The sequence below is a fragment of the Amycolatopsis sp. FU40 genome (genome assembly GCF_021903635.1).
Classification (GTDB): Bacteria; Actinomycetota; Actinomycetes; order Mycobacteriales; family Pseudonocardiaceae; genus Amycolatopsis; species Amycolatopsis dendrobii.
This window is the reverse complement of the sequence record NZ_CP091381.1, coordinates 7,933,209-7,946,807: the sequence shown is the minus strand read 5'-3', so window position 1 is coordinate 7,946,807 and position 13,599 is coordinate 7,933,209. Positions and strand designations below refer to the sequence as shown.

General features: G+C 68.3%; 16 protein-coding genes. 6 read left to right on the top strand and 10 right to left on the bottom strand.

Annotated elements, in window-relative coordinates; translation table 11 throughout:
• Positions 1 to 30 precede the first annotated feature (30 nt).
• The 4 genes from L3Q65_RS37510 to L3Q65_RS37495 all read right to left on the bottom strand — a co-directional run bounded on the left by L3Q65_RS37510 (position 31) and on the right by L3Q65_RS37495 (position 4,236).
• Entirely contained in the window at positions 31 to 2,010 is a 1,980-nt protein-coding gene (locus tag L3Q65_RS37510) for an acetoacetate--CoA ligase (protein WP_237597780.1), read from the bottom strand.
• Positions 2,007 to 2,615: a TetR/AcrR family transcriptional regulator gene (locus L3Q65_RS37505; protein WP_182893734.1), complete on the bottom strand. Its 609-nt coding sequence runs from the start codon at positions 2,613 to 2,615 to the stop codon at positions 2,007 to 2,009. Before L3Q65_RS37505 ends, L3Q65_RS37510 begins: the two co-directional genes overlap by 4 nt.
• An 11-nt stretch (positions 2,616 to 2,626) precedes the next feature.
• The gene (locus L3Q65_RS37500; RefSeq protein ID WP_182893733.1) at positions 2,627 to 3,517 is read right to left on the bottom strand and encodes a zinc-binding alcohol dehydrogenase family protein; all 891 of its coding nucleotides are present in this window, start codon (positions 3,515 to 3,517) and stop codon (positions 2,627 to 2,629) included.
• Between the two features lie 86 nt (positions 3,518 to 3,603).
• Positions 3,604 to 4,236: a dienelactone hydrolase family protein gene (locus L3Q65_RS37495; protein WP_182893732.1), complete on the bottom strand. Its 633-nt coding sequence runs from the start codon at positions 4,234 to 4,236 to the stop codon at positions 3,604 to 3,606.
• 104 nt (positions 4,237 to 4,340) lie between these two features.
• Here L3Q65_RS37495 and hisC point away from each other — a divergent pair, with 104 nt between their 5' ends.
• A complete protein-coding gene (gene hisC / locus L3Q65_RS37490) occupies positions 4,341 to 5,399 on the top strand; it encodes a histidinol-phosphate transaminase (protein WP_237597779.1) in 1,059 nt (352 codons plus the stop codon).
• On the opposite strand, the gene L3Q65_RS37485 is transcribed toward hisC, so the two are convergent.
• On the bottom strand, positions 5,392 to 6,153 hold the full coding sequence (locus L3Q65_RS37485) for a sulfite exporter TauE/SafE family protein (RefSeq protein WP_182893730.1): 762 nt from the start codon (positions 6,151 to 6,153) through the stop codon (positions 5,392 to 5,394). The genes hisC and L3Q65_RS37485 overlap by 8 nt on opposite strands.
• 152 nt (positions 6,154 to 6,305) lie before the next feature.
• On the opposite strand from L3Q65_RS37485, the gene L3Q65_RS37480 reads away from it, so the two are divergent.
• The gene (locus L3Q65_RS37480) at positions 6,306 to 6,773 is read left to right on the top strand and encodes a hypothetical protein (RefSeq protein ID WP_237597778.1); all 468 of its coding nucleotides are present in this window, start codon (positions 6,306 to 6,308) and stop codon (positions 6,771 to 6,773) included.
• Between the two features lie 7 nt (positions 6,774 to 6,780).
• On the opposite strand, the gene L3Q65_RS37475 is transcribed toward L3Q65_RS37480, so the two are convergent.
• On the bottom strand, positions 6,781 to 7,191 hold the full coding sequence (locus L3Q65_RS37475) for a helix-turn-helix transcriptional regulator (RefSeq protein ID WP_237597777.1): 411 nt from the start codon (positions 7,189 to 7,191) through the stop codon (positions 6,781 to 6,783).
• Positions 7,192 to 7,324: 133 nt separating this feature from the next.
• A complete protein-coding gene (locus L3Q65_RS37470; RefSeq protein ID WP_237597776.1) occupies positions 7,325 to 7,669 on the bottom strand; it encodes a VOC family protein in 345 nt (114 codons plus the stop codon).
• 77 nt (positions 7,670 to 7,746) lie between these two features.
• Between L3Q65_RS37470 and L3Q65_RS37465 the strand changes: the two genes are divergently transcribed.
• Positions 7,747 to 8,445, top strand: a complete 699-nt coding sequence (locus tag L3Q65_RS37465; RefSeq protein ID WP_182893936.1) for a FadR/GntR family transcriptional regulator — start codon at positions 7,747 to 7,749, stop codon at positions 8,443 to 8,445.
• 81 nt (positions 8,446 to 8,526) lie between these two features.
• The gene (locus L3Q65_RS37460; RefSeq protein WP_237597775.1) at positions 8,527 to 9,339 is read left to right on the top strand and encodes a class I SAM-dependent methyltransferase; all 813 of its coding nucleotides are present in this window, start codon (positions 8,527 to 8,529) and stop codon (positions 9,337 to 9,339) included.
• A 4-nt stretch (positions 9,340 to 9,343) separates the two neighbouring features.
• Here L3Q65_RS37460 and L3Q65_RS37455 read toward each other — a convergent pair whose 3' ends face one another.
• Together L3Q65_RS37455 and L3Q65_RS37450 are read right to left on the bottom strand one after the other, a co-directional pair.
• Entirely contained in the window at positions 9,344 to 9,757 is a 414-nt protein-coding gene (locus tag L3Q65_RS37455) for an AAA family ATPase (protein ID WP_237600985.1), read from the bottom strand.
• A gap of 26 nt (positions 9,758 to 9,783) precedes the next feature.
• Positions 9,784 to 10,272 carry an FBP domain-containing protein gene (locus tag L3Q65_RS37450; RefSeq protein WP_182893726.1) on the bottom strand — a complete coding sequence of 163 codons (489 nt, stop codon included), beginning with the start codon at positions 10,270 to 10,272 and terminating at the stop codon, positions 9,784 to 9,786.
• 89 nt (positions 10,273 to 10,361) lie between these two features.
• Between L3Q65_RS37450 and L3Q65_RS37445 the strand changes: the two genes are divergently transcribed.
• Positions 10,362 to 11,834: an adenylate/guanylate cyclase domain-containing protein gene (locus tag L3Q65_RS37445; RefSeq protein ID WP_220507948.1), complete on the top strand. Its 1,473-nt coding sequence runs from the start codon at positions 10,362 to 10,364 to the stop codon at positions 11,832 to 11,834.
• 41 nt (positions 11,835 to 11,875) lie between these two features.
• Here the strand turns inward: L3Q65_RS37445 and L3Q65_RS37440 are convergent, their stop codons facing one another.
• On the bottom strand, positions 11,876 to 12,334 hold the full coding sequence (locus tag L3Q65_RS37440) for a MarR family winged helix-turn-helix transcriptional regulator (protein ID WP_220507870.1): 459 nt from the start codon (positions 12,332 to 12,334) through the stop codon (positions 11,876 to 11,878).
• A 74-nt stretch (positions 12,335 to 12,408) separates the two neighbouring features.
• On the opposite strand from L3Q65_RS37440, the gene L3Q65_RS37435 reads away from it, so the two are divergent.
• Entirely contained in the window at positions 12,409 to 13,599 is a 1,191-nt protein-coding gene (locus L3Q65_RS37435) for an FAD-dependent monooxygenase (protein ID WP_237597774.1), read from the top strand.

Sequence of the window (13,599 nt, the reverse complement as noted above, 5' to 3'; positions counted from 1 at the left end):
GCCCTGCCATGCTTCCCCCCGCTTGCGCGTTCAGTCCGCGGCGAGCTCCACAAAGGGGGCCAGCGCGGCCGGGTTGGCCAGCGCGTCCCTGCTCACCGCCCTCTCCGGCGCGACTCCGGAGAGGATCCGCTTCACTGGTACTTCGCACTTCTTACCGTTCAACGTACGGGGAATCTCGGAAACGACCATGAACCGATCGGGTACGTGTCGTGGCGACAGCGCGTTGCGAAGCTCTTTCCGCAGGTCAGGCTCTACTTCTTCGAGTTTCGCGCCTGCTGTGAGTACGAGAAAACACAGCAGCTGCCCGTCGTCGTTGCCCGCCGCCGACGTGTCGATGACCAGCGAGTCGGCGACCTCGGCGAACCCTTCCGCGACCCGGTAGAACTCGGCGGTGCCCATCCGGACGCCGCCGCGGTTGAGCGTCGAATCGCTGCGGCCGTAGACCACCGCCGAACCGCGGCGCGTGATCTTGACCCAGTCGCCGTGCCTCCAGATACCCGGGTAAGTGTCGAAGTACGCCTCGCGCAGCCGGGAACCGTCCGGGTCGTTCCAGAACGAGACCGGCATCGACGGCATCGGCTCGGTGATCACCAGCTCGCCGACCTCCTCGACCACCGGCTCGCCGTGGTCGTCGAACGCCGCCGCGGCCACTCCGAGCGCGCGGCAGGACAGTTCGCCGAGCCACACCGGGACGTCCGGCGCGGCCGCGACGATCGCCGCGCACAGGTCGGTGCCGCCGGAGACCGAGCAGATCTGCACGTCCCGGCCGATCGCGTCGGCGATCCACCGGAAACCCTCGGAAGACAACGGCGAACCGGTCGAGCCGACCACGCGCAGCGCGCTGAGGTCGTAGCGTTCGGCCGGGGCGAGGCCCGCTTTGAGGCAGCTCTGGATGAACGGCGCGGACGTGCCGAAGTAGGTGACGCGGTGCTGTTCGGCCAGATGCCACAGCGCGTTGAGATCCGGATGGCCGGGACTGCCGTCGTACAGCACGATCGTCGCGCCGACGAGGAGCCCGGAGGCGATGAAATTCCACATCATCCAGCCGGTGGTGGTGAACCAGAAGAACCGGTCCCCTGGCTCGAGCCCGCTCTGCAGGCCCAGCGCCTTGAAGTGTTCGACGACGATGCCGCCGTGGCCCTGCACGATTCCCTTCGGCAGGCCGGTCGTGCCCGAGGAGTACAGGATCCACAACGGATGCGCGAAGTCCACCGGCTCGTACGCCAGCTCGCCGCCCGCGTGTTCGGCGAGCATCGCGTTCCAGTCGATGACGCCGTCCAGCGTCCCGTCTCCCAGGTATTTCACCAAAACGGTGGCTTCCAGCGACGGAATCTGTTGGCGCAGCTGCTGAACGGTGTCGCGGATGTCGAATTTCCGGCCGTTGTAAGCGTATCCGTTCACCGCGATGAGCACCTTCGGCTCGATCTGGGTGAACCGGTCGGCGATCGCGCGGATCCCGAAGTCCGGGGAACACGACGACCAGATCGCGCCGAGGCTGGCGGTGGCCAGGAAAGCGATGAGCGTCTGCGGGCAGTTCGGCGCGAGCGCGACGACGCGATCTCCTTTGCCGACGCCGAAAGCCCGCAACGCGGCCCGTGCGGCGGCGACGTGCGCACGGAGGTCGCCGTAGGTGAATTGCTCGGCGAGCCCGTCCTCGCGGTGGAAAATCACCGCGAGTTCGTCGTCGGCCTTCGCGGCACCGCCGGTATCCGGGCTCAGCGAGTGTTCGGCGTAGTTGAGCGTGCCGCCGTCGAACCATTTCGCGTCCGGCATCGCGCCGGACAGGACTTCCCGCGGCCGCTCGTGCCAGCGGACGCCGAAGAACTCCGCCACCGCGGTCCAGAACTCCGGAACTTGCTCGACCGAGTAGTGCCACAGGTCGTCGTAATCGGCGAGGTCGACGCCGCGCCGCTCGCGCAGCCATCGGCGGAAGGCCTCGATCTTCGTGTCAGCGACCCGGTTCGGGTCGGGTCGCCATAGCACCTCGGGAACAGCGGCGTTCTCGGTCACTCGCCGATGCTAACCCCGGTGTGCTCGCAAAGTCCTTTTTCGACCGTGCCCACCCCGGACAGCAGCGCGCGGACGACGTCCAGGACGAACTCGCGGGTCAATTCCCGGTGCCCGAACAGCGAGCGGAAGACGACCGGGGCGGCGAACAGGTCCAGCAGCAGGTCGACGTCCTGGCCGGACGGGAGGTCCCCGCGCTCCTCGGCCTTGCGCAGGGAGACGGTGCAGGCCTCCCGGCGCGGGGCCCAGAACGAGGTCAGGAAGTCTTCCCGCAGCTCCGGATCGTCCGCCAGATCGACGGCGAGCGCCGGGAGGACGCGGCCGAAAACCGGGTCCTCGAGGCCGGTCCGGAGGGCGTCGAGGTGACCGACGAGATCGCAGCAGGTGCATCCCGTGTCGATCTCCGCGACCCCGGTGCGCGCCTCCGCCAGCGCGGCGACCACGACGTGCTGCCGGCTTTTCCACCGGCGCCGGATGGCGGGTTTGGTGGTGCCCGCGCGCTGGGCGATGGCCTCCATGGTCAGCGCCGAATAGCCGGATTCCCGGACCAGTTCGCACACCGCGACCAGCACGGCGTGGTCGATCCGCTCGTCCCGCTGGCGCGCCATGAATTCTCCCGCTATCCGTTGAGCAGCACGACCTTACCGAACGATTTCCCGTGCTCCACGTGCTGGAGGGCGGCCACGGCCTCGGCGAGCGGGAATGTTCGATCGCGCACGGCGGAGAGCTGACCGTCTTCGACGAGCTTGAGAACGCGGTCCCACGACTTCCGGCGCTCTTCCGGCGGCACCGAGGTGAGGCTGAACGTGAACAGCGTCGACGAGTTGTGGAAGTTGGCCATCAACGGGGCGAAGGCTTCCATCTCCGGGACGCCCGCCGTTCCTCCACAAAGGACATAGCGACCGTTGGGGCGCAACAGTTCCAAGTGCTCACGTACCTGCGGGCCAGCTGCGGTGTCGATGATGACGTCGTAGGTCTCCCCGGGACGCTCGCGGGTGCGGTCGACGATTTTCGCGGCGCCGAGGGTTCGAAGCCGTTCGCCGTACTCCGCCGAGGACGTCACTGCGGTGACCTCGGCACCGCGGGCGTGGGCGATCTGGGTTGCGAGCACGCCGATCCCGCCGCTCGCACCGCGGACGAGCACCCGTTCGCCCGGGACGACTGCGGCTCGGCGTACTGCGCCTTCCGCGACCAAGGCGTTGACGCCCAAAGCGACGGCGTCGGCCGAGTCGAGGTTCTGGGGCACCGGGTAGAGCTGATCCGGGTCAGCCACGGCCTGCTCGGCGTAGCCGCCGGAAAGGATGAGCGCCAGCACGCGCTGGCCGGATTCGACCCGGCCGACGACCTCGACGCCAGGCACTGAGGTGGCGCCGTCCCGCAGGTACATGATGTCGACGTAGCCCACGCCGATCGCCTCGACCTCGACGACGGCTTGCCCTGGGCCAGGAGCCGGGTCGGGTGTTTCGGACAGGACGAGCCGCTGCTGGGGTTCGACAAGCACCGCTTTCACGGGATGATTCCTCTCCCTTAACGTTCCGATCCGGATCGGAACGTTAGGCGAGTACGCAGCGGCCCGTCAAGGGTGCTTGCCGGAGATCAGCGGAGGTGGGCGTCAAACCAGTCGAGAGTGCGCTGCCAAGCCTCTTCAGCCGCGCTGGGATCCGCGTCGAAGCGGTGGTTCGCGCCCGGATAGCGCACAACGTTCGTCGCGACTTTCGCCGACGCCGCGGCCTCGCGCAGTTGCTCCACCTCAGCCTCGCCCGCTTCGTCGCCGTTGTCGCCGTACATGCCGAGCCACGGGCTGGTCACGCGTCCGGCGATTTCCAGCAGCTTCGGCAGTTCCGCCACCGCCTGGCCGCCGACACTCACTGCCGCGCCGAACTTGCGGTGCGAGGCGACTACCAACGCCGCCGTGCCGCCGAGGTCGAAGCCGACGACGCCGCGCAGGTCGGCCTCGACGCCGCGGTCGGTGAGCCATTCGAGCGTGCGGTCGGTGGCGTCGAGCAGGTCGCGCTGGGTGAGCTGCTCGCCGGACTCGATGTGCGGGGTGACGGTGAGCCAGCCTTCGCCGGCAAGGCTTTTGACCAGCAGCAGGACGCCGTCGGTGACCCCGTCGCCCTCGTGCAGGACCACCAGGCCGCCGCGAAGCGCGCCGTCGGGTTCGGCGAAGGTGAGGCGCAGCGTGCTGCCGTCGGTACGCTGGTGATCCACGGTGGTCGTCGACGTCATCGCCTCATGCAATCACCTCTGGGTGAACATTGGGAACCTTTCCGGATCCGCCGGGGCGAGATACGGTGACCCCGTCGTCCCGTGAAAACCGAGGAGTTCCGACGATGCCGTCCCTCGCCCCCCGCCCTGACCTCGATTCGTTGCCGAAGTACGTCCCTGGCCGGACGATCGAAGGGGCCATCAAGCTCGCGAGCAATGAGGTGCCCGGCGGTCCGCTGCCGAGCGTCCAGGCGGCGATCACGGCTGCGGTAACCGGAGTGAACCGCTACCCGGACAACGGATCCCAGGCTTTGCGCGAACGGCTTTCGCGGCGGCTGGACGTCCCGGCCGAACGCCTCGCGATCGGCTGCGGCTCGGTTTCGCTGTGCCAGCAGATGATCCAGGCGCTGTGCGGTCCCGGCGACGAGGTGCTGTTCGGCTGGCGGTCGTTCGAGGCCTATCCGATCGTGGTCCAGGTGGCGCTCGCGACGGGCGTGAAGGTTCCGCTGACCCCGGAGCACGGGCTGGACCTCGACGCGATGCTGGCGCGGATCACCGACCGCACCAAGCTGGTGTTCGTCTGCAACCCCAACAACCCGACCGGCACCGTGCTGCACCGGGACGAGATTGAGCGGTTCCTCGAAGCGGTGCCGCCGCACGTGCTCGTGGTCCTGGACGAGGCGTACAAGGAATTCGTCACCGACCCCGAGGTGCCGGACGGCGTCGAGTTCACGCGGACGCACAGCAATGTCGCGGTGCTGCGCACGTTCTCGAAGGCGTACGGGCTCGCCGGGCTGCGCGTCGGGTACGCGGTGGCGCCGGAGCCGATCGCGCAGGCGCTGCAACAGGTGTACGTGGCGTTCTCGGTGAACAGCATCGCGCAGGTGGCCGCGATCGCGTCGCTCGACGCGGAGGACGAACTGCTCGCCCGGTGCCGGGAAATCATCTCCGAGCGCACCCGTGTGCGGGACGCGTTGCTGGAGATGGGCTACGAAATCCCGCCGACCCAGGCGAACTTCGTGTGGTTCCCGCTCGGCGAGCGCACTGCGGCTTTCGCGGAGCACATGCTGGACCGCAAGCTGATCGTGCGCCCGTTCCCTGGCGAGGGCGCGCGCGTGACGATCGGGACGCCGGAGGAGAACGACCTGATGCTGGCCGCGGCCAAGGAATTCCAGGCTATTTGAGCACCAGCTGCACGACCGCGGCGAGCCCGATCACGACGATCACGCCGCGCAACACGGTGGGCGGCAGCTTGCGGCCGATCTTGGCCCCGAGCTGCCCGCCGATCGTGGACCCGAGCGCGAGCAGCCCGATCACCGGCCAGCTCACCGGAGCGACGAACGCGTAAATAGTGCCCGCGACGATGTTCACGACCGCGGACAGCACGTTTTTCACGCCGTTGAGCCGCTGCAGCGGTTCGGACAGCAGCATGCCCATGACGGCCATCATCATCACGCCCTGCGCGGCGGTGAAGTAGCCGCCGTAGATGCCGATGACGAACAGCAGCCCGAACAGCAACGGCCCGGCGTGATGCTCGCGCCCGTTGGCCTCGCGGCGCTTCTGCACCCACTTCGACACCTTCGGCTGAACGATCACGAGCACGACGGCGAGCCCGACGAGCACCGGAACGATCTTCTCGAAGGCGTCCTTGGGCAACGTCAGGAGGAGAACGGTGCCGCCGATGGCCCCGAAGAACGAGGCGATCGCGAACCGCACCACCTGCGGCCAGTAGCCGACCAGCTCATGCCGGTACCCGTACGCCCCGCTGATCGTCCCCGGCGCGAGCCCGACCGCGTTCGACGTCGTAGCGGTCACCGGCGGATACCCCAGCGCGACGAGCACCGGGAACGTCACGAGCGTCCCGGAACCGACGACGGTGTTGATCGTCCCGGCCCACATCCCGGCAATGAAGATGACGACGGCATGCCACCAGGTCATAAAGCACTCACCCGCTGACCCTAAGCAGGACCCTCACCACCCGGCGACGCGATGTGTCCGGTCAGACACTTGACGGCATCTTCGCGACTGGCCCGCCGACGCAACAGCTCACCGAATTCTGTCGTACCCCGCACATACAGTCACCAACTGTGATGGCGAGAAAGAAGGCTCCATCGCCGATACGTACGGGGCCGTCCTCAGATGACGCACACGAGATCGTCTACTTCAGACGTCACCGTGCCGACGATCCTGGCGAAAGCGCGCCGGGCCGAGACTTCCTGCGCAAAGTTTGCCCCGCCAAGGTCAGGGTGAAGATGGAGGCCGTTCTGATCGCGGTCGCCGCCGCTCCCCCGAAGCGTTTCGCCGGCGGCGGGCAGTGGGAAGCGATGCACGGTGCCATGACCGGCTGGTTCGAGGTCCGCTGCAACGGTCCCCGCAGGCACCACTATCGCCTGTTTTGTTTGTTGGACTACGACGCTCAAGGCGTGGACAAGCCGTTGCTCGTCATCGTCGACGGACGCGACAAACCCTTTCAGACCGAACTCAGGGAACAGGACTACGCGGCGGTGCGGGCGATGGGCGACGAATACCGCCGACGCAACCCGCGGTCCCTCTTCTAACCGACAGTCACCGGACAGCGGCGAGTTCGCGCTTGGCGAGGATGTCCCGAGCCAGCTGCTCCGGATTGCCTGTCGATCCTGTTCGCAAGGACTCCGTCACCGTCGCTTGCTCTTCCGGCGGCAAGGGTTCGAGGGTGACCCGCATTCCCAGCGCAGCAGCGACCTCGGCGAGAGTGCCGATCGTCGGATTGCGGTGGCTGGGAGACAAAAGCCGACGCACCACGGACGGCTCCTCGCTGATCGCGCGAGCCAGGTCCGCTTTGCTCAGATTGCTGGCCAGCCGGGCCTCGTCGAGGCTGTTTACCAGTCGGTCGATCGTTTCGATGCGGACGCTTTCGACGAGGTAGGCGCGGAGCAGCTCCGGGTCGCCCAGGTCCTCGACAAGATCATCCCAGAACTGGGAGCGCGTGGCGTTCATAGCGAGATCACCTCCAAGTTAGCGTGGCATTTATGCTACGCCTGATAGGTGCGCGGCGACAAGGCCCCGGCGAACCACCCGGCGCTTCTCGGCCAGGCGGGCGGTTCCGCGACCGCCAGCCAGCGCTCCGCACTCACCGCTCAAAAACGCAAAACTCATTCCCCTCCGGATCCGCCATCACATGCCACTCCCGGCCCTCGCCCCGCTCCGCCACCAGCCGTGCCCCGGCGGCAGCCAGCTCAGCCGGATCTCCCCAGACGTCCAGGTGCATCCGGTTCTTCACCGTCTTGCGCTCCGGCACCGGGTTCAGCCAGATCAACGGCCCCTCGCCGGCCGGGTCCACGATGGCGACCGGCCAGTCCGGCGGGCTCTCCGCGCGCGGGCTCCGGCGGACGTAGCCGAGCGTCGTGCACCACCAGTCGGCTTGTGCCTGGTGGTCGAGTGCGTCCAGTGCCAGATCCTTGAACTTCGCGGTCATGATCCCTCCCTTTCCCGCCCATGATCGTGACACCCGCCACCGACAATTTCGCGCGTCCCGGGTCGTCAGCTGCCAGGATGGGCGGCGTGGCCCACGAATCCGACCAGGTCTGGAGCGCCACGGTCGACCATCTGCGCGCGATGATCGACTCGGGCGAGCTCCCGCCGGGGTCGCGCCTGCCCGCGGAACGCGCGCTGTGCGAGCAGCTCGGCATCAGCCGCGGGTCGCTGCGGCAGGCGTTGCGCGTCCTGGATTCGATCGGGTACGTCCAGATCCGCGCCGGGTCAGGCACGTACGTCCGCGAGCAGGACACTGCGGAAAGCCCGCTGAGCAGCTGGTTTTCCGAGCACGAGCAGCTGGTGGAGAAGCTGTTCGACCTCCGCGCGACCGTCGAGCCGACCCTCGCCGAGCGGCTCGCGACGCAGCACACGCCGCGCGTCGTGCAGCGGCTCGCGGACAACGTCGCGGAGATGGAGGCGGCCGCGGCGGCGGGTGACATGTTGCGTGTCATCGCGACGGACGCCGAGTTCCATCGGGTGATCGCGGGCAACGCGGGCAATGACGACGTCGCTGACCTGCTCCGTTCAGTCCTCGCCCTGGTCGGCGAGGAACGCCGGGCCGCGCTGCGGCTGCCTGGGCAGATCCGCAAGGCCGTCGCCGAGCACCGCGCGATCCTCGACGCCATCAGCCGGTCGGACGCGGCCGCGGCTCGCGAGATCACGCTCAAGCACCTGCTGGACGCGAAAACCTACGCCCACGACTACGCGTCTTCCTGAACAAGGAGGATGCCTCCCCCGGCAATCAGCGCTAGGGTCTTCACAAGTTTGTGAAAACTGTGATAACAAGGGGGCTGAACCGTGGAGAAAGTGCACTTCACCGAGGAAAAAGCGACCAACCTGGGCACGCTGTACGGCCGAGCGCTCGACGCCCGCCGCAAAGACCCGATTCTCGGTGACACCGCCGCCGACGAAGCAGTCAAGAAGATCGACTACGACTTCCGCAAGCTAGGCGTGAACGAGAACTCCGCGGTCTCCGTCGCGATCCGGGCGCGCGCGATCGACGAGATGGCCGCCAAGTGGCTCGCCGAGCACCCGGACGCGATCGTCGTGCACCTCGGCTGCGGGATGGACACCCGGGTGTACCGGCTCGACCCGCCGCCCTCGGTCGCTTGGTTCGATGTGGACTATCCCGAGGTCGTGGACGTCCGCGGCCGGATTTACCCGGAGCGGCCCGGATACACGATGATCGGCTCGTCCGTCACCGATTTCGGCTGGCTCGACCAGGTTCCCGGCGACCGCGAGGCGCTGATCGTGGCCGAGGGGCTCACCATGTACCTCACCGCGGAGTCCGGAACCGAACTGGTCCGCAGGCTCGTCGGCAAGTTCCCGTCCGGCCGGATCGTGGCCGATTTCTTCAGTTCGCTCGGCGTCAAGGCGCAGATGATCAACCCGGTGGTCCGCCGCTCGGGCGCGACTTTGCATTGGGGCATCGACGATCCGCACGAACTCGAACGATACGGCCTGCGCCTGGTGTCCTGTTTGGACGCGACCGACTGGGCGAACGGCGCGACCCTCGCGAAGCTCCCGACCGCGTCCCGGCTGGCTTTGCGCGCGTCGGCACTGTTCCCGATGATCCGCAAGATGGGCCGGATCGCCGAATGGGATTTCTGAACCGCTAACCAACTCGGCGCAGCACCGCGTCGGCGATCTCGGCCACCGGCGCCGTGGTCACCACCTCGAACGTCGCCGACGCGCGCAGCAACGGCTCCACCTCGTCCAGATACCGCAACGTTTCGGCAAGTTCGTCCGGATGCTTCCCGTATGGATTCCCGGTCCGCGTCGCCAGCCGCTCGATCAGCACCTCGCGCGGCGCGCTGAGCAACACGACGTCGGTGAACCGCGGATAGAACCGCACCTGGTTCGAGACCGTGCCGGACACGAACAACGGGCCCGGCGTCGACAGCAACGCGGCGATCCGGTCTTCACGCCAGAGCCCGTCGCGGGTGTAGCCGCCGTAATCGGTGTCGACCGTGCGGTACCCGCGCCGGGAAAGTTCCGTGAGCAAGCTGCTTTTGCCCACTCCGGACATCCCGGTCACCAGCACCCGCACGGCGGTTACCGGGTTTCCAGCACCCGCGCCACGAACCGGCCGATCTTCTCGTTCATCCGCTCGACGCGCTCCTCCTCCGAGAGCGACTCCTTCGGCTGTGGCACCGCGGGCTTGAGTTCGCCGCGCAGATACGCGCTGCACGCCAGGTCAGCGCACAAATACGTGCCCACCGTGTTGCCGTCGCGGCCAGCTTTTCCGGCCAGCCGAGCAGCGAACAGCGTGATGTCGGCGAGCGGATGCGTCGTGCCGCAAAACGCGCACATGTTGCTGCGCAGCCGGGATTTCGGCGGCGGAGCGGCGCGCAGCGACAGGCCGATCAGCTCGTCGCCGTGCGACACGACCAGGTACGCCCGGCCGGGAGCCTTCACATCGCGCCAGCCGAGGAAATCGCGCTTCTCCCACGGGACGTCCGCGGGCAGCGTGACGGACTTGGCTTCCCCGCGGGAACAGTTGACGAACGAGGCACGGATCTCGGCGGGGTCGAGCGGTTGCATACAGCCACGCTAACCATCGCCGCGCCGCGACGGCGACAGCTTTTTTCGCTCCCGGACCCGCCACCCCATACGATCTGCGAGTGCGCAAGATGATCGCGGGGAGGTTCCGGCTGGTTCTGCGCACCAGTCTGGGCTTCGCCGCGCTCGGCGTCGGGTCGAGTGTCGCCGGAGCGGGCGTCGTCGCCTTGCTGCTGCTCCTGCAAGGTTTGCCGGAGGATGTCGACGACCGCGGCTGGGTGCTCGGCGTCACCGCGGCCGGAGTGGTCGCGCTCGCTCTGGTCGTCGGCACGCTCTGGACCGCCTACCTGCAGCGCCGCACCGTGGTGTGGTTCACGATCGGCCGCCCGCCGTCCGCGGACGAGGCGAAACGCGCGCTGCGGCTGCCGTTCGACATGGCCGTGGTGAGCGGCACGCTTTGGCTGATCGGCGCGCTCGCGCTGGGCATTCTCGCCGGCGTTCTCGGTTCTCTCGGTGACGCGGCGGGCATCGCGCTCACCATCGGGCTCGGCGGGCTGACCACGGTCGGGCTCACCTACCTGGCCGCGGAATGGGTCGCGCGGCCGGTGATGACGATGGCGCTCGACGTGCTGCCGCCGCGCGGTTCGCTGCCGGTCACCGTGCTGACCCGGCTGGTCGTCACCTGGGTACTGGCGAGCGGCGTACCGCTGATCGGCGTGCTGCTTGTGACCACGCCGCCCGATCTCGGCCGCAACGGGAACCCGACGGCGAGCCTGATCGTGCTGTCGGTGACCGGCCTGACGACCGGCGCGATCGGCACCGCGCTCCTGTCCCGCGCCGTCGCCGCGCCGCTGCACCGGCTGCGGATCGCGCTGGACGGGATCGCGCGCGGACGCAAGGACGTGCACGTCGACGTGGACGATTCCAGCGAGATCGGGATGCTGCAGACGTCGGTCAACGACCTCGCCGCCGGCCTGCGCGAACAGGACCGGATGCGCGATCTCTTCGGCCGCCACGTCGGCGCCGACGTCGCCCGGCACGCGCTCGAATACGGCGCTTCGCTCTCCGGCGACGTCCGCGAGGTCACCGCGCTGTTCGTGGACGTCGTGGACTCGACGGCGCTCGCGTCGCGCACTCCGCCGCAGGAACTGGTCGAGAAGCTGAACCGGTTTTTCGCGAGTGTGGTGTCCGCGGTGGACGCTCGGGGCGGGCTGGTCAACAAGTTCCAGGGCGACGCCGCGCTGTGCGTTTTCGGTGCGCCGACCCGGCTGTCCGACGGTCCGACGATGGCGCTCGCCGCGGCCCGCGCGATCCGCGACGCGGTGTTGTCGGAAGGCGAGCTCGACCTGGGGATCGGTGTCGCGACCGGACAAGTGTTCGCCGGGCAACTCGGTGCGTCGAGCCGCCTGGAGTACACGGTGATCGGCGACGCGGTCAACGAGGCCGCGCGGCTCACCGAACACGCGAAAGCGGTTCCGTCGCGGGTGCTCGCCAGCGAAACGACGGTGAAGGCCGCGCTGGGCGGCGAACGAGAACACTGGCGGCTGCACGGCGAACTCCACCTCCGCGGCCGCCACCGCGAGACCCGCACCTGGACGACCTAGCGCTCGTGAGTGGCGATGCCGGTTCTAATCGGGATCGCCGCTCACGAGATCTCCCGCCCCTCGTTCATCGCCTCCGTGATCCGGACCAGAAAGTCCCGCACCACAGCGCTTTCCGCCGCGCTCAGCGTGCGCGACACCGCGTCCAGCTTCTCGATCGGCGACCGCCACACCGCTGCCGCGATCTCCCGCGCGGAGTCGGTGACCGTGACCGCCACCCGCCGCCGGTCGGTGTCGCTGCGGACGCGCGCCAGGTAACCGGCCTCTTCCATCCGGTCGACCAGTGTGGTCGCCGACGGCCCGCTGATCCCGAGGCGGCGGCCCAATTCCACCGGTCCCATCGGCCCGTGGTGGTTGAGGATCGCGATCGCGGTGAGGTCGTTCGCGTTCATCTCGACGCTCTTCGCCATCCGCGCCATCAGGTCACGGCTGGCCTCGATGACGTCACGCACCGCGAAGGTCGTCTCGTCCATGCCCGCGAGCGCTGCCTGGTTCTCGTCCACGCGACCTTCCTTGTCAGTAGCTAAACTAGTAGATAGTTTAACTAGGTATCGGAGCACCGGCAAGGAGGAGCACCATGACCCGTCGCAGTCTTCTCGTCTCCGGAGCCAGCATCGCCGGTCCCGCGCTCGCTTCCCGGCTCGCGCGCTCCGGCTGGGACGTCACCGTCGTCGAACGGTTCGATCATTTGCGCGAGGAGGGCCAGAACGTCGACATCCGCGGCGTCGGCCGCCAAGTGCTGCGCAAAATGGGCCTCGAAGAGGCGGTCCGCGCCGCGCACACCGGCGAGGTCGGCACGCAATTCGTGGACGGACACGGCCGCGTGGTCGCCGAGTTCCGTGCCGGCGAGGGCGATTCCGGAGGCGGGACCGCCGAGATCGAAATCCTGCGCGGCCAGCTGTCGAGACTGCTGTACGAACAGTCAGCGGGCGAGGCAACGTATCGATTCGGCGACCAGATCCAGGCACTCCACGACGACGGCACCGGCGTGGACGTCGACTTCCAGAGCGGGCGAACCCAGCGCTTCGACGCCGTGGTCATCGCCGAAGGCCTGCGCTCCCGCACCCGCGCAATGCTGATGCCGGACGCGCGTCCGCACGAACTCGGCCTCTACACCGCGCACCTCGCGATCCCGCGCATCGCCGCCGACAACGCGTGGTGGCGCGCGATGTTCTGCGGCCGCGGCCGGATGTTGTTCCTGCGTCCGGACAACGTCGGCACGATGCGCGCCGGGCTGTTCTTCCTGTCCGACGTACGCGGACTGGACCGGCTCACCCCCGAAGACACCGTGTCCGTGCTGCGCAAGACATACGCCGACGTCGGCTGGGAAGGACCGCGCGTGCTGGCCGAAATGGACAACGGCTCGCTGTACCTGGAGGCCGTCGGCCAGGCGAAACTGCCGACGTGGCACCAAGGCCGGGTCGCCTTGCTCGGCGACGCCGCTTACTGCGCTTCGCCGATCAGCGGCATGGGCACCACGCTCGCCTTGACCGGCGCGTACATCCTGGCCGGCGAACTCATGGCGAACGAAGACCCGCGGACGGCGTTCGGCCAGTACGAACACCGGATGCGGCCGCTGGTCACCGAGGCGCAGCGGCTTCTCCCCGGCGCGCCGCAGGTGACGATGCCGCGGTCGCAGGCGCATCGGACCGCTTTCCACGCCGCGCTCCGGATGGCGAGCACGCCGTTGGCGCGGCGGCTGGGCAAGGCCGCGGGACGGTTCGGGAAGCCGCGTTCGGAAGCGATCGCGCTGCCGGAGTACGCGTAG